The following is a 20,688-nucleotide window of genomic DNA, read 5'->3' on the forward strand; positions in this document are numbered from 1 at the left end:
ACGCGCCGACGGTGCCGACGACCAGCGAGCACGCGAGCACGAGCGACCGGCTGTACCGATCCGAGAGATAGCCGTACGGCAACTGGAGGGCGACGACGACGAATCCGACGAGGCCGAGCGCCAGCCCCGACTGGCCGGCGGTGATCGAGAGGTCCGAATCGAGGGCGCCGAAGATGGGCGGCAACAGCGTGAAGTAGGCGTGATTGAGCAGGTGTGAGCCGCCGATCAGCGCGACGACGAGGCGGGTGGGTGCCTGTTCCGACACAGGCGGTCCCTTGCCCGGGCGTCGATTTAGGTGGACCGGTCGAGCGCGGCGTCACTCCGCCAGTGCGGCCGCGAACATCGCCGCGGCCTCGTAGGCCTCGCTGTCGGCGTCGACGCGATAGACGGTTCCGTCGTCCGTCTCCGCCGTCTCGAACAGGCCGCGGTCGGCGAGCATCGCGGGCGCGTCCGAGAGATACAGGTCTTTCATCGTGAGGCCGGCGGCGTCGGCCAGTTCGGTACTGGTGTACTGTTCGTCCGGGTCGAGCCTGAGCGCGGCGTCCAGCAGCGCGGCCGCGCCGTCCGTCTCCGCGAGGAGCGACCACCCGTCCGGGGCGTCCGTCTGTTCCATCGGTTCCCCGTTGGGACCTGTCCGAGTTAAGCGTTCCCGGCGCATCGACGGTCCGGTCGGCACGGCCCGGCGAGTCGGGAACCGGTCGAACGACGACGAATCGCGCCGCCTTCAATCTGACATATCGGGGTGTGAGCTAAACACACCCAATCCCGTATACCAACAGTATAGGCCCTGAGAGATCCGTTAGGGACCGATTACTCTACGGAGATATTCCGTATGCGACGCCTTCTCATTGACGTAAGCTTTTTTCCCTATAACCGACGAAAGGCTGTTAATGGCAATTGATGAAACAGACGGGGGCGAGAGTGAGGAGCCCGGTTCTGGCGGTGATCGGTTTCTCCAGAACGTGAGTGCAGAGGCCGGGGAGGACAGTTACAGCTGGACCGATTTCAGACAGGAGTTCCACGACGGCGGCCGGTTCGACCGGCAGAAGTATCTGGGGTTCGATCCACAGCGCACCGACGACCGGTTCGAGGACGGCGCCAGCGCCGCCAAGACGCTCAACCAGTACTGGGAGGCCTATCTGGACCTAGAGACGACGCCGGTCCGGAAAGGCGACTACAGCTGGGAGCACTTCAAGCGGGAGTACTACTACCAGAACGACGATCAGATCCCCCGGGACGGCGACGGCAACCAAGTGCCGTTCGAGCCCGAGGAGTATCTCGACTTCGAGGACGACGAGACCGAAGGAGTTCTCAGCGGTGCGGAATCAATTGCCAGTGATCTCCACGATCTCGTCGACGAGCGGACGGTCGACGTCAACGAGGACCTCGACGAGGACGCGTTCTTCTCGACCGTCGAAGGTCACACCACCGTCGTCAACCGCTACGACCTCGAGAAGGCCGTCCCGATGGAGAAAAAAGAGCACTTCTACGAGATCGAGCGCTACTGGGTGAACAAGCCCTACGCCTGCGTCGTCATCTTCCACTCCCGCAAGGAGAACGAGCGCAAGTACTACGCCATCGAGCCGTACATGAACGAGATCGAGACCGATCTCCAGGAGTTCATCGCCGGTAAACTCCGGACGGCGATCAAATACTCCGACGACGACATCACCGTCGAGGGGAGCGAGGCCGACCGGGCGGCGGTCATCCAGCAGGAGACAGAGGAACTGCTCCAGCGGTACGACCTCTACTCCGAACCCGTCGGCGACGCCGGCGAAAGCGACGGGACGGTGGCGAAACTCAAGCGGATGATCGGGATGGGCGAGGACGCCGAACAACAGAGCGGCGAACTCGACGGTATCTCGGTCCGACCGGAACCAATCGTGCTGGAGGAAGACCGGGACACGCTCACCGAGTACGAAGTCGAGAAGCTACTGTACGAACTCAAACGTGACTTCATCGGGTACGCGCGCATCGACCCGATCAAACACGACATCAACGTCGAGGACATCTCCTGTGACGGGTACAACACCCGCGTGTTCGTCTACCACACCGAGTACGAGAACATCATCTCGAACATCGAGCACGGCGAGAAGGAACTGGACGACTTCGTCGTGAAGCTCTCACAGCGGTCGGGGAAAGGCATCTCCAAGCGCCAACCGCAGGTCGACGCGACGCTGCCGGACGGCTCCCGTGCCCAGTTGACCCTCGGGAAGGAGGTCTCGGACCACGGGACGAACTACACCATCCGCCAGTTCAAGGACGTCCCGTTCACGCCAGTCGACCTCATCAACTGGAACACCTTCTCGCTGGACCAGATGGCGTTCCTGTGGCTCTGTATCGAGAACCACAAGTCGCTCATCTTCGCCGGCGGTACCGCGTCGGGGAAGACGACCAGCCTGAACGCCGTCTCGCTGTTTATCCCCAGCAACTCCAAAATCGTCTCCATCGAGGACACCCGCGAGGTCGAACTGCCCCAGCGCAACTGGGTCGCCTCCGTCACCCGACCCTCCTTCGGACAGGACGACCAAGGTGACGTCGACGAGTTCGACCTGCTCGAGGCCGCACTGCGACAGCGCCCCGACTACATCGTGATGGGTGAGATCCGTGGCGAGGAGGGCCGGACGCTGTTCCAGGTGATGTCCACGGGCCACACGACGTACACGACGTTCCACGCCGACTCCGTCGGCGAGGTGATCAAGCGGTTCACCACCGAACCGATCAACGTCTCGAAGACGCTGTTCACGGCGCTGGATCTGGTCTCCATCCAGACCCAGACCCGGACGGACGGCAACAAGGTCCGCCGGTCGAAGTCCCTCACCGAGATCAACGAGTACGCGCCCGAGAACGACGAGATCAACGTCCGGGACGTCTACCAGTGGCAGGCCGAGACGGACAAGTTCATCCAGATGGGCAACTCCAACACCTTAGAGGAGATCAAGTTCGACCGCGGGTGGCAACAGGACCGCCTCGACGAGGAACTGTTCAAGCGGAAGGTCGTGCTGGCGTACCTCATCGAACACGGGCTGAACACCTACACGCAGGTCGCGGCGACGGTCCAAGCGTTCATCAACGACCCGGACACGATCATGACGCTGATCGCCAACGACCAACTCGAGCGGAGCCTCGAGGACCTCCGGGAGATGGAGTCGGTCCAGATCAACGTCGACGAGGACAAAGAGGAGATGGTCCCGCGGCCGGACCCCGGCGACGAGATGCGCGACGAGGCACAGGGCATCCTCGAGAACGCCGATCCGCTGTTCGAACAGCTCCGCGCCGAGGAGACCAGCGACATCGTCAGCGCGCTCACCGGGATGCAACAGGAGGAAGACGACGTGACGGTGACGCCGGACGCCGAAGACGACGAGGAGGAGGACGAAGAGGAGGCCATCGAGTTCGGACAGTTCGTTCCGAAGGCCGGTGCGGAGGCGTCTGAGGAGTCATGAGCCTCGACACACGCAAGGGAGGGGGCTCGTTCGGCGGCGGGTCGACGCTTGGAGACACGTTCTACCCGCTGTTCCAGTGGCTGTTCGACGAGGACGGGGACTTCGTCGGAAACGTCGACACGAAACTGCAGGAGGCGCGGATGTCCGACAACGTCGAGATGTTCCTCTCGCGGGCGCTTGCCGTCGGGACAATCGGCGGCCTCGTCCTGTGGCTGGTGGGGACGCTCGTCGGGTACATCATCGTCACGACCTTCTTCGCGGAGTCCGTCCCGCTGATCCTCGACATCGACCTCGGGCAGTTCAACGCGGTCGTGAACGCGATGAAGATACCCGCGTTCGTCCTCATTTCGGGGATCATATTCGGCGCCATCGGATTCGCCGTCGGTTTCGGATCGCTGGTCTCGGTGCCGTACTTCCGATCGTCCTCCCGGGAACGGGAGATCAACGTCCTGCTCTCGGACTCCATCTCGTTTATGTACGCACTGTCGGTCGGTGGCCTCAACCAACTCGAGATCCTGCAGGCGATGGGCAAGGCCGACGACACCTACGGCGAAGTTGCCAAGGAGTTCCAGACCATCGTGCTGGAGACGGAGTACTTCGACACGGACTACCGGACGGCGGTCCGCAATCAGGCGCTCGCCACACCCAGCGACGAGTTGAGCCAGTTCCTGACGGACATGCTGTCGATCATCAACTCCGGCGGGGACATGACGAGCTTCCTCGAAGACCAGAAGAACAAGCACATGCGGACGGCCAAACAGGAACAGGAGAAGCTACTGGACACCTTGGAGCTGTTCGGCGAGATGTACATGACGCTCTCGCTGTTCCCGCTCTTGCTCATCATCATCCTCGTGATCATGAACATGATGGGCAACGCCTCCCGACAGCTGATGTACGGGACGGTGTACGGGCTGATTCCGCTGGTCAGCGTCGGGTTCCTCGTGCTGGTCTCGACGGTCACGCAGGACACCATCGGCGACGGCTACCTCAACCCCGACGGCGACGACCCGCAACTCGCCGAGGGAAGCGGTGCGATCAACACCGGACTGGTCGACAGCTTCACCGGCGAACACAACATCTTCGACCGGATCAGGAACCGCGAGCGGAGCTACCAGTTGATGGAGATAGTCCGCAGGCCGCACATCTTCTTCCGGGACAACCCGACGTACGTCCTGTTGTTCACGATGCCCGTGTCGCTGCTCGCGCTGGTCGGGAGCATCCTCACCGGGTGGGCACCGTCGCCGCTGCCGATCAACGACTTCGTCTGGGGCGCCCAGAACGGCTTCGCCCAGAACCCGATCCGGGCGACGTTCTTCTGGGTGTACCTCCCGCTGTACATCAACTGCATCCCGCTGGCTATCTTCTACGAGTGGAACCAGCGCTACCGGCGGTCGGTCATCGGGAACCTCTCGGAGAACCTCCGGAAACTCGCCAGCGCGAACGACACCGGGATGACGCTGCTGGAGTCGTTCCGGGTCGTCGCCGACACCTCCTCGGGACGGTTGGCCGAGGAGATGGAGACGGTCCACGCGAAGGTCAACTACGGGACGAGCCTCAAGCAGTCGTTGCGGGAGTTCAACAACAAGTTCCACGTCCCGCGGATGGCCCGGACGATAAAGCTGATCAGTGAGGCACAGGAGGCCTCCAGCCAGATTCAGGACGTCCTGAGCACGGCCGCACAGGCCAGTGAGAACCAGGACGACATCGACCGCGACCGCATCGCCCGCACGCGGATGCAGGTCGTGATCATCATTATGACCTACCTGACGCTTTTGGGCGTCATCGCGCTGCTGAAGATGCAGTTCCTCGAGACGATGCAGGGGCTCGGCTCGGCCGGCGGGGGCGGTGGAGCGGCGAGTTCACAGGCCGGCGGGCAGTTCGACGCGAGCAGTCTGGGCCCGCTGTCGCTGCTTTTCTTCCACGCAGTGACCTTACAGGCCATCCTGTCGTCGTTCATCGCAGGCTATATCAGGGATGTTAGTCTACTATCGGGTGTCAAATACGCGGTGATCCTCTCGACCATCGCGCTGGTGGTCTGGATCGGCGTCGGGGGCAGCGACACCAACGTCGGTGGCGGGAACAACACCACCGAAGCGGTGTTGCTGCTTTCGGCGACGCCGGCCGGCGTGTGGTCGGAGTGGCTCCGCGAACGGGTCGGCTGGTCGGATACAGACTGAGTCCCTTGGGTGGGGACACGACCGGTCGGGGTGGAACGACTATGAACGACAGAGGACAAACGACACAGGACTACGCGGTCGGTATCAGCATCCTGCTTCTCACAGTGGTCGGCGTGTTCATCTTCGTGCCGACGGTGTTTCAGGTGAGCGAGACGCCCGTCGACCGGAACGAACACACGCAGGCTCAGGAACTCGCGGACTCGGTAATCGAGGAGTACCGCGTCGGCGGGACGACGAACACGCTCGCGTATCAGCGCCTCAGCGAGGTGACCGGCGAGCAGGAACTCCCGGGCGCGCTCAAAGACGACGCCGGGGTCTGGTTGCGGAACGCGAACGTCACCATCGTCGAACAGCGACGCGTCGGCGACGTCTACGACGACCCGACGTTCACGGCCGGGTCGTGGGTGTACGACGACGAACCGACGGCGACGGTGACGCGCATCGTGCAGTTCGAGGACGGGGACCGCTGTGGGTCCGACGGGACCTGCCGGCTGATCGTGAGGGTGTGGTAAGATGGGACGAGGACAGGCGTACACACTGGAGGGGTTCATCGCCGCGCTGATCGTGGCGAGTTCCGTCCTCGTGGGCTTACAGGCCGTCGACACGACGCCGTGGACGGCCAGCGGCGACGACATCGGTGCGGAGGGTCGGCAGGTCGAAGCACAGGACCTGCTGGCGGTCGCCGCCGAGCGGGGCGCTCTCGACACCGCGGTCCGATGTGTCGACGGGAGCGGACAGCCGTACCCGCGCATCGCCTCGGAACCGATAGACGGCGTCGAGAACACGACGGCGTTCGGACCGATGCTGAACGGGTCGTTCGCGACGCGGGGGTTCGACTACCGCGTCTCGTTCTCGTATCTCGACGGGGCGGGCGGTAGGGCGACGACGGTCGTCGAGGGCGAGGACGCGGTGACGGACGGACAGGTCGTCACGGCCTCGCGGACCGTCGTGCTCACCGACTCGATGGCCTCATACGAACGCGACGGGGCGACCGGGGCGTGTGTCCCCCGGGGCGAGACGCTGTCGGCGGACAGCGACCACTACGTCCCGGACGCGCGGTCTGGACCGGTGTACAACGTCGTCGAAGTGCGTGTTGAAGTCTGGGCGGAGGGATCGAATTGACGGGAGAGCGTGACCGCGGCCAGTTGCTGTTGCTGACTGGCATCCTGATCGCCGTCGTCATCGTCGGGAGCGTGGTGTTGCTCAACGGCATCCAGTTCAGCGAGCACACCGGATCCGAGACGACCCTCCGGTCGGCCCAGTCGGCCGACCACACCGAGACGGAGGTGCGGACCAACGTCCGGCAGTTGCTCACCGGGATGGACGAGGAGGGTGTGGCGTTCGTCGGCAGCGAATCGGCACTCGCCGACGCGCTGACGACCTACAACAGGAGCTACGTCGACATCACCGTCGACGGCCGGACCGGGTTCACGACGCTCGGACTGAACGACAGCAGGACGCGGACGGGGAGTCTCCACCGTCAGTCGTCGGTCGGGTCGTACGACAACGGTGTCGTCGCCGAGGACATCGGCGTCGATCCGACGGCCGTCGTGCCGTTCGTCACCCTGACCGTCACCGACCAGTCGGTCGACGGGTCGGCGGACTTTACCGTCGTCGTCACCGACGCCGGGACCGACGTCTACGAGATACGGTTCACCGAGACTAACGTCGAGGTGGCGGATCCGACGACGGGCGACCCGGCCCGGGAGCTCTGTGCGGACCCGGTCGACGGGGACGAGGTGCGGGTCACCCTCGCCCACGGAAGCGGGACGGTGGCGACGGCGGCCGACACCGACTGCAGCGGATTCACACTGCCGGACATCGACGGCCCCGCGACGCTGGAAATCGAGAACGGCGGACAGGCAGAGGGGACGCTAGCGGCGACCATCGGCGACGGGGCCACGGCCGGGTCGGCGGCCCCGCCGGCAGTCGGGACCGGTGTCGTCGACCCGGCCGTCGATATGCGGTACAACTCGCCGTCGGTCCGGTACAACGGGACGATACAGGTTATGGGAGGGAACATCGTCGGATGAGTCGACACAGCGACACTCGCGCCGTCTCGGTGACCGTCAGTTACGCCATCACGCTGGGGATAACCGCGATACTGATCAGCCTACTGTTGTTGAGCGCAGGGAACCTCCTCGAAGACCAACGCCAGCAGGCGACGCGGGCGCAACTCCAGAACGTCGGCGGGCAGTTCGCACAGGAGATACACTACGTCGACGAACTCGACGACGGCCTGAACGGGTCGGCGAACGCGACCGTCTCGGCCACGCTCCCGGGCGATATCTCCGGGATTCCCTACTCGGTAGAGATCAAACCCTACCAGATATCGGACGGCACACGGACCGAGGCGATGCTGTATCTCAACTCGACGGGGTCGCCGGACGTCGACGTCCGGATACCGCTGGGCAACGAGACGGCTGTGGTGCCGGCCGACGAGGAGTCGGTCTCGCTGGAGACCGGCCGAATCGATGTGCGCGTGTGTCGGGGGACCGGGCCGGCCTACCCCGACGACGGCCAGTTGATCGTCTTCAGGGGGTCGTGCCCGTGAGGGGGGAAGAGCGTGCGGTGTCGGACCTCGTCGGGTTCGTCCTGACGTTCGCGCTCGTCCTCGCGTCAGTGGCCATCGTAGCGACCGTCGGCTTCGACCAGATATCCGAGGCACGCGACCAAGAACAGATCAGGAACTCCGAACAGGGGATGGTCGAGTTGGCCGAGTCGTTCGACTCTGTCAACCAACGATCAGACAAGCGGCGCGATGCGGGCGTGAGTCTCAGCGGCGGGCGGTTGCAGTTCCTCGATACGGCGTCGCTTGAGGTGACGGTCGACCCGCCGTCGGGCCCGCCGAGGACGGAGACGATCGAGACGAACGCCATCGCCCACCAGTTAGACGACTACGAGGTGGCCTACGAGGGCGGCGCGGTGTTCTCGGGGAACGGCCGTCTGGTGGCGTATCGGCCGGCGGTCACCTGCCGGGGGAACACGGCCATCGTCTCGGTGGTGACCTACGATACCGACGACGTGACGGTCACGACGACGCGGAGCGGCCGCGAGCGGGTCGATCTGATCGACTCGGACGGAGCGGCGGTGATAGACGACGGCATCGAGTTGCGGAACACCGGCAGCATCTCCGACGAGGGAGGTGTCCTGCTCAGCGCCGCATACGACGCCGGCGAGAGCCGCGTGGTCACCCGTCGGTCGTACACCTCGGGGAGCGCGTCGGTGTCGGTCGATTACAGCGACGCCGGCTACCCTGACGGGTGGGAGCAGTACGGCGACGGCCTCGGGAACGGGTGGTCGGTGTCGGGCGACACCCTCGAGTGTACCGACGTGAACCAAGTGCTGATCCGGGAGACGTCGGTCACGCTGTCGCTGTCCTCGGCCGGTGACACGTGAGAGGTCTGTTGGACCCAATATCCGAGGTAGAGTGGATTAACTGGCAGAAAATATCGTTTTCGCGTTCGTTAAAATCCCGCGGGTTTTATATTGATGACTGACGTGTGAGCAAGTATGGAAGTTGGGTGTGAAGGGGAGCGAACCGGTCAGAGAGGCGTCTCCAACGTTCTCGGAGTGATCCTGCTCGTTGGGCTCGTCCTGTCGGGTGCGTTCGTCGTCGTATTCGTCGGAATACCGGCGCTGAACGACGTGTCCTCCCAGACGGACACGGAACTCGCGAAGGACTCGATGCAGGATGCCGCCTCCCGAATCGCTTCTATGGACGACAGTGCAGCGAACGAATCGACAGCGGTCACGTTCCCGAACAAGCTGAGCGGGGACATCGGGGTCGACGACACGGCGACCATCGAGTTGACCGTCACCGACGCGACGACCCCACTAACAGCAAGACCGTCAGCAAGCAACTGGGGACGATATACTACGAGCAGGACGGCGAGATGCTGGCCCTCCAGGGTGGGGGCGTCTGGCAACAGACCGACGACGGGGTCCGGATGGTCGACAGGCCGAACCTAGAGATGGCCGACGGTCAGCTAAAGGTGACGCTGACGGACATCCGAAAGCGCAACGAGGCGATATCGAAAGGTGACATCATCGCGACGCGCAACGTCGAGAGCTCCCGCGATGCGACCCGGGAGCTGATGAGCGAGCTGTCGACGGTGTGGCGCGAGCCCGGCGTCGACAAGGTCGACGTCGAGATATCGGTCCGGAGCGACTTCGCACCCGGGTGGGCCGACTACGTCGAGAGCAATATGGGCGACGACGCGTCGGTGTCACGGACCGACGACGACCGCGTCGAGATCACGATAGACGACATCGAGGCCGACCGCTCCGGCAGCGGCGGCGCGTCGAGTTCGGGGACGACCACGTCCTCCAGCGGGACGCCCCCGCTGTCGACGGGCGGGTCGACGAGCGTCGATGACTCGACCGGCGGGTCGACGACCGGCGGAACCGACACCGCTGGCGACACCTCTCCCAGCGGTTCCGGCGACGACACCGCGACGACCAACAGCTCCGCCGACGACGGGTCGACGGACGTCAGTGACGGCGACGGCCGGGACTGCAACACTGACGACCACGACCGCGGGCACGGCAACGACTGTGACGGCGTCGACGAGGACAACCCGAGCGACCGGAGCAAGGAGAACCGTCGGGACGTCGTCGACGACAGCGACGGTGACGGCATCGTCGACAGACACGACGACTGTCCGGAGACCTACGGCCTCGGTGCCGACGGCTGTCCGCTGACCGAGGGCGGCGACGGCGGATCGGTGACGGTCAACGCCGACGCCGGCGACCTGACGTACCTCGGGACCCAGTCCGGGGTCACCAACGAGACGGAGTTCTCCTCGGTCGAGTACCGCGACCCAATGGACGTCGCGTTCGTGCTGGACGAGTCCGGGTCGATGCTGTACGATCCGACGGCGAGCCGATACGAGTACGAGTACGTCGAGGGCCCGGGCACCGTGACCGTGCCGTCGGATATGGCCGCCGTCAAGGAGGAATGGGTCCGGTACGGTCCCTACGCGTGGTGGGACTTTGTCAGTTACCACAGCCCCGGCGAGAGGATCACGCTGGACCGCGGCGAGCGACTCGAACTACAGCCGGCGGGCAACGACCCGAACGGCGAACGAATCGACGCGACGCGGTCGTTCCTCGACTCGCTCAACGACTCGATGGACCGGGCCGCCGCGGTCCAGTTCACCGCGGACGCACAGACGCCGTACAGTCTAACCGGTGACCTCGACGCCGTCAAGAATCTCGAAACCGACGTCGGCGGGAACACGAACATCGCCGCCGGGATCCGGGACGGACTCGAACAGGTCGGCGACAGCCCCGACGACCGGAACAAGGTTATGGTCGTGCTGAGCGACGGCCGGGACAACACCGGCGAGGACCCCGTCTCGGCGGCCCGAGCGGCGGCCGCCGAGGGCGTCACCATCTACTCGGTCGGCCTCGGTGACGGCGTCGACACCGGCCAGTTGCAGGGTATCGCCAGCACGACCGGCGGACAGTACTACCACGCCGACGACGCGGGCGAACTCGAAGAGAAGTTCCAGCAGATCGTCGCGGACTCACAGACGAATACGGTCAGAGCGATCGACCACGCGCCGATCACGATGTCCGTGACCGCCGGAAGCGCCGGCGGTGACCTCGGGGCGTCCGGGTTCGGCAGCGCGGTGAACCTCAACGATCCGAGGACGGTCGACCCGGTCGACCCGTCGCCGCGGACCTACGACCTCGAGGGTATCGAGGGCGGGTCGACGCTTGCCGTGACGACGACGACCTACGCGTCCGGCGACCGCTACGACTCCGACATCACTCAGACCAACGGCGGCAACGAGTACGTCCACCGCGGCGCGAAGATGGGTAGCGAGGAGACGACGACCACCGGCTACGAGGCCTACACCGACGGCGACAGCATCGACTCGGCGGCGACCGAGTGGTGGCAGCGCAGCGAGGCGACGCTGCTCGACGACGTCGGCGCGAGTATCGAGGACGGCGAAGTCGTCCTCCCGGAGAACGATCAGGCGCTGATCCGCACGGCGACGCCGAACGGCTACGCGCTGCTGCTGTTCGACGCAGAGAACGTCGACCGGCCGCCGGTCGCAATCGCGACCGCCTCCGACGCCGAACCGAGCGTCGGCGAGGCAGTCACCATCGACGCCTCCGAGTCCTACGATCCGGACGCGGGCGACGAGGTGAGCGAGTACAAGTTCGGCGACGGCGAGTGGCAGGACGCCGCGACGACGACCGAGACGTTCACCAAGTCCCGGAACGTGACGGTCGCCGTCCGGACCGATGACGGACAGACCGGTTCGACGACGGTGCCGGTCACCGTTGCGAACCAGCCGGTGATCGCCAACCTGACCGCGAGCAAGTCCGGCATAACCGTCGGCGAGTCCATCACCGTCGACGCCGGCGACTCACGGGACCCCGACGACGGCGAGTCGGTCGTCGACTACACGTGGTCCGGCGTCGACATCGCCGACGGCACGGCGAGCGACACCGTCACGTTCGACAGCAAGGGAACGAAGACGGTCACGGTGACCGTCGAGAGCGAGGACGGCACGACGGCGAGTACGAGCGTCGAGATCGACGTCAACAACGAGGGCGCGGTCGCGGCCTTCGAGTACCCGACGAGCGTCTCGACGGGCGAAACGGTGACGCTCGACGCCGGCCCGTCCTACGATCCGACCAGCGGCGAGGACATCGACAGCTACGACTGGTCCGGCGACGGGCCGGTCGACGGCGCGTCCGGTGAGACCCCCGACGTGACGTTCAGTTCCCCCGGCAGCTACGATGTCGAATTGACCGTCGAGAGCGAGGACGGCACGACCGACACGGCGTCAGCGACCATCGACGTGGGTCCCTCGGCGGAACTCGAAGCCGATCAGTCGACCGTGTTCGAGGGCGAGTCGGTCGCCTTCGAGGTCGACCCCGACGGCTGGTCCGTCGATAGCTGGTCGGTCAGCGGCGGGGACGAGGTCCTTGAGTCCGACAGCGGGACCGATCGCGTCTACAGCTTCACCGACGAGGGGACCAAGACCGTCTCCGTGACGATCACCGACGGCAGCGACACGGAGACGCTGTCGGTCGAGGTCACCGTGGAGAACCGGAAGCCGGTCGCGGTGCTCGAAGCCGACGCGGGCACGGGTGACGACACGACGGTCGCACTCGACGCCAGCGGCTCCTACGACTTGGACGCGGGCGACAACGCGACGCTGAGTTACAGTTTCGCGGCGGTCAGCACGCCCAGCGGATCGAGCGCGTCCGTCACCGACACCACCGCGGGCGACGGGCAGGCCACCTTCGAGAACCTCGACGAGTCAGGTGCCTACGTCGCCGAGATCACCGTGACCGACGACAACGGCGCGACCGCGTCGACGGACGTGTTGATCAGCTACGGGTCGAGTTCGACCGACGACGCGACCCCGGTCGACATCAGCGTCGTCGAAGTCGACGTCGACAACGACGACTGACGGGACTCGGAACACTCGACGACGTTCGTTTTTCGATGGCTGTCTGAACGAGGAACCGATACTGTAGCGACTCGCTCGTGACCGAGGAGAGTGAGTGAAAGACGGATCACGCGAGGGAAGCGAGCGTGACTGCTCAAATCCCCGCTCGAACAATCATAGTCGCGTCGCTCGCGATTTTGCGAGCGACAGCAAATATGGACTTGCGGGGGTCACGCGAGTGGAACGAGCGTGACCACGCAAGGAAACGACCGTAGGAGTGGACTTGCGGGGATTTGAACCCCGGGCCTTCCCCGTGCCAGGGGGATGATCTACCGCTGATCTACAAGCCCGCGTCGGCATCACACTGTATCCGAGGCGTTTGTTTAAACCCATCGAAGCGTGCCGTCGTTCGACGGGAGTTGACATATCCACAACCTCTAAATACACTCAATAGCAATTAGGGATTATCGGAAAATAACGAATATATGAATCTTATGGCCGAACGGTCAGTGCGCTGTCCCCCCACGTACTGCGTTTGGTCCACGGGCCGATGGGTCGATTCGGTCCGTGCGTGGACACGGACAGCCGCGCGTCCGGAACGACGACGGAGTCGGGTACAGTCGGAGGGCGGAAGATGAGCGGGCGGCTGCTGACGGACGACCGCGGGCAGACACTCCAGGACTTCGCGCTGGGTATCGGTATCTTTCTCGTGGCGTTCGTGTTCGTGTTGCTCCTGTTCCCCGACCTGTTGACGCCGTTCCAGTCCGACGCCAGCGGGAGCGAGCGAGCACAGGCCCGACAGGTGTCGAACGAACTGCTCGACAACTACTCGACGCCGGGCGAGCGGAACAACCTGAGCGCGCGGGAGTTGCAACCGCTGTTCGGACCGGACGTGTCGAACGCGGCGTTACGGGAGCGCTTCGGCCTCGACGTCACGGCGAGCGTGAACATCACCATCAGGACCCTCGACGGCGAGCGGACGGTGTTCGCCACGGCGAACCGGCCGTACAACAGGGAGGTCGCCACCTCGACCAGAATCGTCACGCTGGCCGATTCCCGCTGTGATCCGGCGTGTCGACTCGTCGTCCGGGTGTGGTAACGATGGCAGGTGACAATCGAGGCGACCGCGGGCAGGCGTTCACCCTCGAAGGACTGCTGAGTGCCGTCGTCGTGATGACGGCGCTGTATCTGGCGCTGCAGGCGGTCATCATCACGCCGACGACGGGCGGGGCCGTCGACCCCGGCGTCCGCGAGGAGTTACAGCGACAGGCCGACGACGCGCTGGTCGTCTCCGCGGAGGCGGAGTCGGGGTCGCTGTCGGAACTGGTGCGCAACTGGTCACAGAGCAGGCGGACGTTCGCCGGGGCGGTGAACCCGCGCATCGGCTACGGCCAGCGGACCCCGCCCGGAACCCTCGGGGCGGTGATGAACGAGACGTTCACCCAGCGAGGCCGACAGTACAACGTCGAGATGCGATACCTCGCTGACGCGCCGGGCGGAGCCACGAACACGACGACCATCGTCGACCGCGGGGAACCCTCCGACAGCGCCGTCATCGCGACCCATCGAGTCACACTGTACGACAATATGACGCTCACGTCGCCCAGCGCCGGGCCGGCCGAACTGTGGCAGTACGACACCAACCCGACGGAGAATCCGACCGACTGGCAGAGCGGATACTACCCGGTGCCGAACGTCGTCGACGGTCCGGTGTACAACATCGTCGAAGTACGGGTGATCGTCTGGTGATCCCGAGACCCGACGACGAACGCGGGCAGTTGCTGTTGATCGGCGCAGTCGCGCTCGCGCTGACGATTCTCGGCCTCGCGCTGGTGACTAACACGGTGCTGTACACCGAGAACGTCGCTCCGGGCGAGACGACACTCGAGACGGGTGACGTAGAGGAGTTCAGCGACGGCGGCCAGTCGTCGGTCCGGTCGCTTCTGTTCCGGTTGAACCACGCCGAGCGGAACGTGACCTTCTCGGCGCTGGAGGCCGCGGCCGAGCGGAACACGACGGGGTACAGCACCGCACTGTCGCAGCTATCGGCGGCCTCGGGGACGCAGTTTACGCGTATCGTCTACCGCGAGACCAACCACAGCGGGACGCGTATCGTCCAGGGCGTCGACCGACCGCTGACGTACAACGGGTCACACTCGACACCCGACGCCGGGTCGGACCCCGCGGACTGGCAGCCAGTGCCGTCCCGGACACAGATCGGGTGGTTCGTCCTCAACGTCGACGTGCGGAACACGAGCGAGCGAGCGACGCGTGTCTCCGTCGGATCGGGGCTCGGCAACGAGTGGACCTATCGGCTCAACCGCTCCGGTGGCAACGTCTCCGTCCGGGTCACCGACGACGACGGGGTCGAACTGGCGAGCGATAGCTGTGGCGGCGTCGGGACGCGGGTCCTGCTCGACCTGCGGCGCGGGACCGGGCTCTCGGGGGAGTGCTCGTTCGCCGGGTTCGAACAGCTCAGCGGCCCCAAATCCGTCGCGGTCGAGGACGGCGACAACCTCGTCGGTCGGTACGGCATCGTCGTCAACGAGACGTGGGACACCGACGAGTCGAACACGCTCGATCCGGAGTCGTCCGCAAGCGGGTCCGAGTCCTACCCGCACTGCTCAGACGGCGGCCGCCAACCACCGTGTCTCTCCCCCGTCGTCTGGACGGCCACCGTCGGGATGGAGTATCGGTCGAGCAACGTGGGGCTGAACACCAACCGGACGATACAGGTGTACGAGGCCGGGCCGCGGACCGAGGCGTTCGGGGCCGGGACGCTGTTCACCGCCGATACGACGGGGCTGAAGGTGATCGAAGGCGACAGCGGGGCCGTCACGACCATCCCCGCGACGACCGGCGACACCGTTGAGGCCGCCGGCCGGGCCAGTACGGACGTCGACGGCGACGGCGACGAAGACGTCCCCTACGTCACGGGCACGGGGGCCGGGGCGGAACTCAAACTCGTCGACACGGCCGGCGAAGTGAGCAGCGTCGTCACCAGCGCCGACGTGCCCTCGGGCGACATCCAACACGACAAGACGCGGCTGGCGAGTGGAACGTGGGACGGGAGCGACCCGTCGGTGTTCTTCGTCGACGACAACAACGACCGCATCTACCGGGCGACCGCGGACGGAACGGTGACCGAAGTCGCCGCACCGTCCAACGGCGCACAGGGTATCTCCGGAATCGGCGACATCGACGGCGACGACGAGGACGAACTGGTCTTCGCAGACGCCAGCCAGCAACTCCGGTACCTCGAAACCGACGGCTCGGTGTCGTCGGTTCCGGACGGACAACTGGGCTCTGACGGCGGCGTCGGTGCCGGAACGGTCGCCGACCTCGACGGCGACGGGACCGCCGCGGTCGTCGGCGTCGACGGGAGCAACGACATCAAGATCAACCGGGGGGCCAGCGGCGGTGGGACGACGGTGATCAGCGACGTGACCGGCGGCGGGGAACCGGCGGCCGCGAAAGCGCCGATCACGGTGGCCGACGTCGACGACGACGGAGGCCCGGAGATAGTGTACGTTCGGAACCCGCCGAGCACCGGGTCGCCCGAGGAGATACGGTACGTCGACGACCCGCTGACACCGGGCTCTCGGTCGGTGGTGACGCTGACCGACACCGACGGGTCGACCGTCGACGGCTCCAGCGAGACGGGGGTCCTCTGAGGTGATCCGTATGCTATGGAATCAACACAGTATCCACCGGCGAGGAGGGCAACGATGAGCGAACTCACCTTCGGGGCCGATCGTCGTGGCGTCTCGACGCCGGTCGTCCACGCGCTGACGCTTGGCATCACCGCGATACTCGTCATCCTGTTGGTCGGGACGCGAGTACGTTCCTCGCCGATCAGGAGGAGTTCGCGGCCAGAGACCAGCTAGACAGCGTCGGCAACAGCCTCGCCGGACAGGCCGAACAGGCCGGCGCGATGGCGGACGAGAACGGCGAGGCGTCGTTTTTGATCACACAACCCGAACGCGTCGTCGGCAGCACGTACGACGTGCGGTTGACCTCCGGACCGGCGTGTGACACGAGCCGGTTCAGTTCCGACACCTGTCTGGTCGTCGAAGTGCCGGAGAAGGATATGACGAGCAAGACACCGGTCCGGGTTCGGGACGGCGTCTCGCTCTCGCTCGACCGGACCGGCGACACGCAGTTCAGGGTGACGGCCACGGCCACCGGGGGCGGGACGGCAGCGACCGGCGCGCCCGCGGCCGAGGCGGACCGGGCGTCCGGGAACCTCAAGGTCGGTGTCGGTCGAGACGTCCAGCGCAACACCTACGGCCGCGTCGTCGACCCGACGAACCGGCCGCCCATCCCGCGGTTCTCGTTCAGCCCGGACTACCCGACGACGAACACGCTCGTCCGGGCGGACGCCGACCGGTCGCGCGACCCCGACGGCTCGATCAAGAGCTACACGTGGTACGTCGACGGGACCGAGACATCCGCCGGCGGGACCCCCGCGACCATCGAGACGTCGCTATCGGCCGGGGCCCACAACGTCACGCTGGTCCTCACCGACGACGAGGGGGCAACGGCCCGACAGAGCCGGACGGTCCGCGTCTCCGGGCTTGAGTACAACAAGGATATGTCGGTCAGTTCGGGCACCGGACGCACCGGCGGTAACTGCGCCGAGTTCTCGATCACCAACCAGTGGGGCCAAGCGATAGACGTGAGCCACCTGAGTATCGACCCGCCGAACAAAGTGAACTTCATCGACTACAGCAGCGGCGCAGAGATAGCCATCGACACGAACAACGACGGCGACTACACCGACGCCTACGACATCGGATACGACATCGGGCGGATAGACACCCGAAACAAGCCCGACGGCGTCGTGTTGACGCTGGGCCGGGGACCGAACCGACTCGACATCTCGGCGGGACAGACCGTCGGCGTCAGCGTCTGTAAGTTCCAAGGCGGCGGCCCGTTGCGGGGACAGAACGACTTCCCGGAGTTCGGCTTCCGGTACTGGGTCGACGGGACGACAAACCGGACGGTGTTCGGTGCCGAGGACGGGCCGACGGTGACGGACTACGCCGTCACCCGCTCGGGCGGCGACGTGACGGTCTCGTTCGACAGTTCCGAGGAACTCGACACGACGACGTTCGGCGGCGAAATAGGGAACGGCGGATCGACGGCAACCGTCTCCGGGAGCGACTTCTCCGAGAGCGTCGCCGGCGGGACCTACACCTACGAGGCGACGTTCTCGCGGCCCTCCGGGACCTACTACGTCCGGCTGGACGACGCCGAGACTGCCGGCGGGACCGAGGTGACCAACCTGCCACAGAACGCCAGCGCCGGCGGGATCAGCGCCACCGGACCGTACGTCTGGCAGACCGGAGGCGACTGGGACAGCGCCGACCGGTCCGTCGGCGTCGTCCACGACTCCTACGGCGACTACGGCGCGGCGCGTCTGCAACTCGGAACGCCGCCGGGGAGCGTCGACGGATCGCTCGTGAGCCACTGGCCGTTCGACGGTGGCTCTGTCGTCGACGTCGCCGGGAGCAACGACGGCAGCCTCGAAGGCGGCCCATCGACGACCGACGGCATCGCCGGGACGACAGCGCTGTCGTTCGACGGCTCGGACGACCACCTCACCGTCCCCGACGACAGTTCGCTGGAGATGTCCGACGACGAAGTGACCGTCTCGATGTGGGTCAACAAGGACAGCAGACAGGGCGGGTACATCTGGTTGTTCGAGAAGGGATACGCCTACAATATGCTGTTCAGCGGGGGTAACGACTTCATCTTCGCTATCAACGACGGCGGCACCCTGTACGGAACCGCTCCGGAGGGAATCGACCACAGAGCCGATAGGTACTACCATCTCGTCGGAACGTTCGACGGCGAGGTGATGCGGTCGTACGTCGACGGGACGCGAGTCGGTATCGATTCGCGGCCGGACGAGATGGAGTCCGCGAGCGGTGAGGACGCCGGTATCGCCACCGACCTCGCCACCGACGCCCGGTACCTCGACGGCGCGATAGACGACGTCAGAGTGTACGACGACCGCCTGACCGACGACCAGGTCGAACGGTTGTCCAACGTCACCGAGGGGTACGTCGAGACGGCCTCGAAGTCCGGGAGCGCGGTCAACATGAAGAAACTCGACCTCTCCTACGACGCCGACATCGACAGCGGCGAGAGCATCGAGTTGACGGTTCGCGCGCCGGGCCGTGAGAGCGACACGATAACCCTCGGCGCGAGCGACGACGGGACCGGGACGGTCGACGTCAGCGGGTTCAGAGGCGGCAAGGAGTCCGAACTGTGGGTCGAGGTCCGGCTCACCTCGTCCTCGTCGGCGACCAGTCCGGAACTCGACGGTGTCGCAATCGAGGAGGGGTCCTGATGGACGGGACCCGTCGGCCGCGGACCGTCGCCGTCGGTGACCGCGGCCTCAGCGACACGCTCGGGTTCGTCCTGACGTTCAGTATCGTCATCGGGTCCGTGGGACTGGTCAGCATCATCGGCCTCGGCCAACTGGAGGACTTCAGCACCGACCAGCAACTCCGGAACGCCGAGACGACTTTCGAGTTGATCGCCCGGTCGTTCGACGAGATAGAGGAGGGCCAGACCGAGACCCGCACGGACGCCCTGGAGTTGGACGGCGGCCAGATGTACGTCGAACAGTCGTCGTCGGCGACGGTGACCGTCGACCACCCCGGATCGGACTACGAGGCGACGGTGCCGTTGAACGCACTCGTCTACCGGACCGACGACACCGAGGTCGTCTACGAGAACGGGGCGACCTTCCGCGGCGCCGAGGACTGGGAGAGCGGCGTCCTCAACCACGATCCGGGGTTGGTCTGTCGGGACCGCGGCGCGGTCATCTCGCTGGTGACGCTGGACGCTATCGAGGGGCGGACCTACGGCGGCGACAGCACGCTCCGCGTGACCGGGCGGTCGACGAACACCACACTGTTGTACCCGACTGCCGACAGCGGTCCGGGGTCGGCCGATTCGGCGACCGATGTCGCCGTCGAGATAGACTCCCCGCGGGCGGCCCAGTGGCGACAGTACTTCGAGGACACGGCCTTCGACACCGACGACAGCGGTCCGACGACGACCGTCTCCTGTGAGGGGACCGAACGAGTGTACGTCCGGCACACGGTCATCGACGTGACCTTCGACAGCTAGCTGCCCTCGTCGAGTTCGACTTCCGAGACGGTGATGTCGACGACGCCCTCGGGCCGGGCGTTCTCCTCGGAGAGGCCGACCCGGTAGAGCATCAACATTCGGTTGTCGGTGTTGCGGCCGTCGGGGAAGTCATACAGGACCAACACTTGGTTGCTGTTGAGTTCGAGCGAGTCGGAACTCCGGTTGTAGAGGCCGCCGTACCCGTCGAGGGCTTCGGTGAGATTGGTCTGCCACTCGGCGGCGGAGGTGTTGTCGAGGAAGTCGTTGAACGCCGCGGTGTCGTCGTTGGTGAACACGGTCACGTCCTCGCCCTCGACGACAGTCTCGTTCGCGGGATCCATCTCGGCACAACGGGTGACGGGGAACTGCGAGCCGTTGATGGTCTCGACTTGTCCGGTCGCACGCCACTCGGCACAGCCGTACTGGGTCGCCTCGAACTCGACCATCTCGCCGCCGGCGACGGCGAAGGCGTGGCTGAACGCCGACGGGGCCGTCGGGTCG

Annotated in this window: 18 protein-coding genes and 1 tRNA gene; 14 read left to right on the forward strand and 5 right to left on the reverse strand. The window is 65.5% G+C overall.

The window, feature by feature from the left end; genetic code table 11:
* The coding region (locus tag GJ629_RS04330) for an MFS transporter (RefSeq protein ID WP_157511910.1) at positions 1 to 265 on the reverse strand (265 nt) is incomplete at its 3' end.
* A gap of 51 nt (positions 266 to 316) precedes the next feature.
* A complete protein-coding gene (locus tag GJ629_RS04335; protein WP_157511911.1) occupies positions 317 to 613 on the reverse strand; it encodes a hypothetical protein in 297 nt (98 codons plus the stop codon).
* A 277-nt stretch (positions 614 to 890) separates the two neighbouring features.
* Between GJ629_RS04335 and GJ629_RS04340 the strand changes: the two genes are divergently transcribed.
* From GJ629_RS04340 to GJ629_RS04370, 7 genes are read left to right on the forward strand one after another with little or no spacing between them, the layout of a single operon-like run.
* Positions 891 to 3,446, forward strand: coding sequence for a type II/IV secretion system ATPase subunit (locus GJ629_RS04340; RefSeq protein ID WP_157511912.1), 2,556 nt, complete (start codon positions 891 to 893; stop codon positions 3,444 to 3,446).
* Positions 3,443 to 5,623: a type II secretion system F family protein gene (locus GJ629_RS04345; protein WP_157511913.1), complete on the forward strand. Its 2,181-nt coding sequence runs from the start codon at positions 3,443 to 3,445 to the stop codon at positions 5,621 to 5,623. The genes GJ629_RS04340 and GJ629_RS04345 overlap by 4 nt, the downstream gene beginning before the upstream one ends.
* A 41-nt stretch (positions 5,624 to 5,664) precedes the next feature.
* A complete protein-coding gene (locus GJ629_RS04350; RefSeq protein ID WP_157511914.1) occupies positions 5,665 to 6,135 on the forward strand; it encodes a hypothetical protein in 471 nt (156 codons plus the stop codon).
* Between the two features lies 1 nt (position 6,136).
* Positions 6,137 to 6,745, forward strand: a complete 609-nt coding sequence (locus GJ629_RS04355) for a hypothetical protein (protein WP_157511915.1) — start codon at positions 6,137 to 6,139, stop codon at positions 6,743 to 6,745.
* A complete protein-coding gene (locus tag GJ629_RS04360) occupies positions 6,742 to 7,656 on the forward strand; it encodes a hypothetical protein (protein ID WP_157511916.1) in 915 nt (304 codons plus the stop codon). The genes GJ629_RS04355 and GJ629_RS04360 overlap by 4 nt, the downstream gene beginning before the upstream one ends.
* Complete coding sequence (locus GJ629_RS04365; RefSeq protein WP_157511917.1) at positions 7,653 to 8,177, forward strand: hypothetical protein; 525 nt, start codon at positions 7,653 to 7,655, stop codon at positions 8,175 to 8,177. Before GJ629_RS04360 ends, GJ629_RS04365 begins: the two co-directional genes overlap by 4 nt.
* Positions 8,174 to 9,022, forward strand: a complete 849-nt coding sequence (locus tag GJ629_RS04370) for a hypothetical protein (RefSeq protein ID WP_231754485.1) — start codon at positions 8,174 to 8,176, stop codon at positions 9,020 to 9,022. Before GJ629_RS04365 ends, GJ629_RS04370 begins: the two co-directional genes overlap by 4 nt.
* Before the next feature lie 146 nt (positions 9,023 to 9,168).
* Here GJ629_RS04370 and GJ629_RS04375 read toward each other — a convergent pair whose 3' ends face one another.
* Positions 9,169 to 9,552, reverse strand: a complete 384-nt coding sequence (locus GJ629_RS04375; RefSeq protein WP_157511919.1) for a hypothetical protein — start codon at positions 9,550 to 9,552, stop codon at positions 9,169 to 9,171.
* Here GJ629_RS04375 and GJ629_RS04380 point away from each other — a divergent pair.
* Positions 9,520 to 13,062, forward strand: a complete 3,543-nt coding sequence (locus tag GJ629_RS04380) for a PKD domain-containing protein (protein ID WP_157511920.1) — start codon at positions 9,520 to 9,522, stop codon at positions 13,060 to 13,062. The two genes, GJ629_RS04375 and GJ629_RS04380, sit on opposite strands and share 33 nt — an antisense overlap.
* A 257-nt stretch (positions 13,063 to 13,319) precedes the next feature.
* On the opposite strand, the gene GJ629_RS04385 is transcribed toward GJ629_RS04380, so the two are convergent.
* A tRNA-Ala gene (locus tag GJ629_RS04385) sits at positions 13,320 to 13,391 on the reverse strand.
* Between the two features lie 284 nt (positions 13,392 to 13,675).
* Here GJ629_RS04385 and GJ629_RS04390 point away from each other — a divergent pair.
* From GJ629_RS04390 to GJ629_RS04415, 6 genes are read left to right on the forward strand one after another with little or no spacing between them, the layout of a single operon-like run.
* On the forward strand, positions 13,676 to 14,140 hold the full coding sequence (locus GJ629_RS04390; protein WP_157511921.1) for a hypothetical protein: 465 nt from the start codon (positions 13,676 to 13,678) through the stop codon (positions 14,138 to 14,140).
* A 2-nt stretch (positions 14,141 to 14,142) separates the two neighbouring features.
* Positions 14,143 to 14,790, forward strand: a complete 648-nt coding sequence (locus tag GJ629_RS04395) for a hypothetical protein (protein WP_157511922.1) — start codon at positions 14,143 to 14,145, stop codon at positions 14,788 to 14,790.
* Complete coding sequence (locus GJ629_RS04400; protein ID WP_157511923.1) at positions 14,787 to 16,715, forward strand: hypothetical protein; 1,929 nt, start codon at positions 14,787 to 14,789, stop codon at positions 16,713 to 16,715. Before GJ629_RS04395 ends, GJ629_RS04400 begins: the two co-directional genes overlap by 4 nt.
* A 54-nt stretch (positions 16,716 to 16,769) precedes the next feature.
* On the forward strand, positions 16,770 to 16,928 hold the full coding sequence (locus tag GJ629_RS04405) for a hypothetical protein (RefSeq protein ID WP_157511924.1): 159 nt from the start codon (positions 16,770 to 16,772) through the stop codon (positions 16,926 to 16,928).
* Between the two features lie 47 nt (positions 16,929 to 16,975).
* Positions 16,976 to 19,399 (forward strand): LamG-like jellyroll fold domain-containing protein, encoded by a 2,424-nt coding sequence (locus GJ629_RS04410; RefSeq protein WP_157511925.1) that lies wholly within the window; start codon positions 16,976 to 16,978, stop codon positions 19,397 to 19,399.
* On the forward strand, positions 19,399 to 20,187 hold the full coding sequence (locus GJ629_RS04415) for a hypothetical protein (protein ID WP_157511926.1): 789 nt from the start codon (positions 19,399 to 19,401) through the stop codon (positions 20,185 to 20,187). The genes GJ629_RS04410 and GJ629_RS04415 overlap by 1 nt, the downstream gene beginning before the upstream one ends.
* Here the strand turns inward: GJ629_RS04415 and GJ629_RS16025 are convergent.
* Entirely contained in the window at positions 20,184 to 20,633 is a 450-nt protein-coding gene (locus GJ629_RS16025; protein WP_197428423.1) for a hypothetical protein, read from the reverse strand. The two genes, GJ629_RS04415 and GJ629_RS16025, sit on opposite strands and share 4 nt — an antisense overlap.
* Positions 20,634 to 20,688 lie beyond the last annotated feature (55 nt).

Source organism: Halapricum sp. CBA1109 (assembly GCF_009741825.1).
Taxonomy (GTDB): domain Archaea; phylum Halobacteriota; class Halobacteria; order Halobacteriales; family Haloarculaceae; genus Halapricum.

Excerpts from the sequence above, each read along its gene's own strand:
- GJ629_RS04335 (WP_157511911.1), bottom strand. The coding sequence starts at position 613 with ATGGAACAGACGGACGCCCCGGACGGGTGGTCGCTCCTCGCGGAGACG.
- GJ629_RS04340 (WP_157511912.1), top strand. The coding sequence starts at position 891 with ATGGCAATTGATGAAACAGACGGGGGCGAGAGTGAGGAGCCCGGTTCT.
- GJ629_RS04345 (WP_157511913.1), top strand. The coding sequence starts at position 3,443 with ATGAGCCTCGACACACGCAAGGGAGGGGGCTCGTTCGGCGGCGGGTCG.
- GJ629_RS04350 (WP_157511914.1), top strand. The coding sequence starts at position 5,665 with ATGAACGACAGAGGACAAACGACACAGGACTACGCGGTCGGTATCAGC.
- GJ629_RS04355 (WP_157511915.1), top strand. The coding sequence starts at position 6,137 with ATGGGACGAGGACAGGCGTACACACTGGAGGGGTTCATCGCCGCGCTG.
- GJ629_RS04365 (WP_157511917.1), top strand. The coding sequence starts at position 7,653 with ATGAGTCGACACAGCGACACTCGCGCCGTCTCGGTGACCGTCAGTTAC.
- GJ629_RS04380 (WP_157511920.1), top strand. The coding sequence starts at position 9,520 with ATGCTGGCCCTCCAGGGTGGGGGCGTCTGGCAACAGACCGACGACGGG.
- GJ629_RS04390 (WP_157511921.1), top strand. The coding sequence starts at position 13,676 with ATGAGCGGGCGGCTGCTGACGGACGACCGCGGGCAGACACTCCAGGAC.
- GJ629_RS04395 (WP_157511922.1), top strand. The coding sequence starts at position 14,143 with ATGGCAGGTGACAATCGAGGCGACCGCGGGCAGGCGTTCACCCTCGAA.
- GJ629_RS04405 (WP_157511924.1), top strand. The coding sequence starts at position 16,770 with ATGAGCGAACTCACCTTCGGGGCCGATCGTCGTGGCGTCTCGACGCCG.
- GJ629_RS04410 (WP_157511925.1), top strand. The coding sequence starts at position 16,976 with ATGGCGGACGAGAACGGCGAGGCGTCGTTTTTGATCACACAACCCGAA.
- GJ629_RS04415 (WP_157511926.1), top strand. The coding sequence starts at position 19,399 with ATGGACGGGACCCGTCGGCCGCGGACCGTCGCCGTCGGTGACCGCGGC.
- GJ629_RS16025 (WP_197428423.1), bottom strand. The coding sequence starts at position 20,633 with ATGGTCGAGTTCGAGGCGACCCAGTACGGCTGTGCCGAGTGGCGTGCG.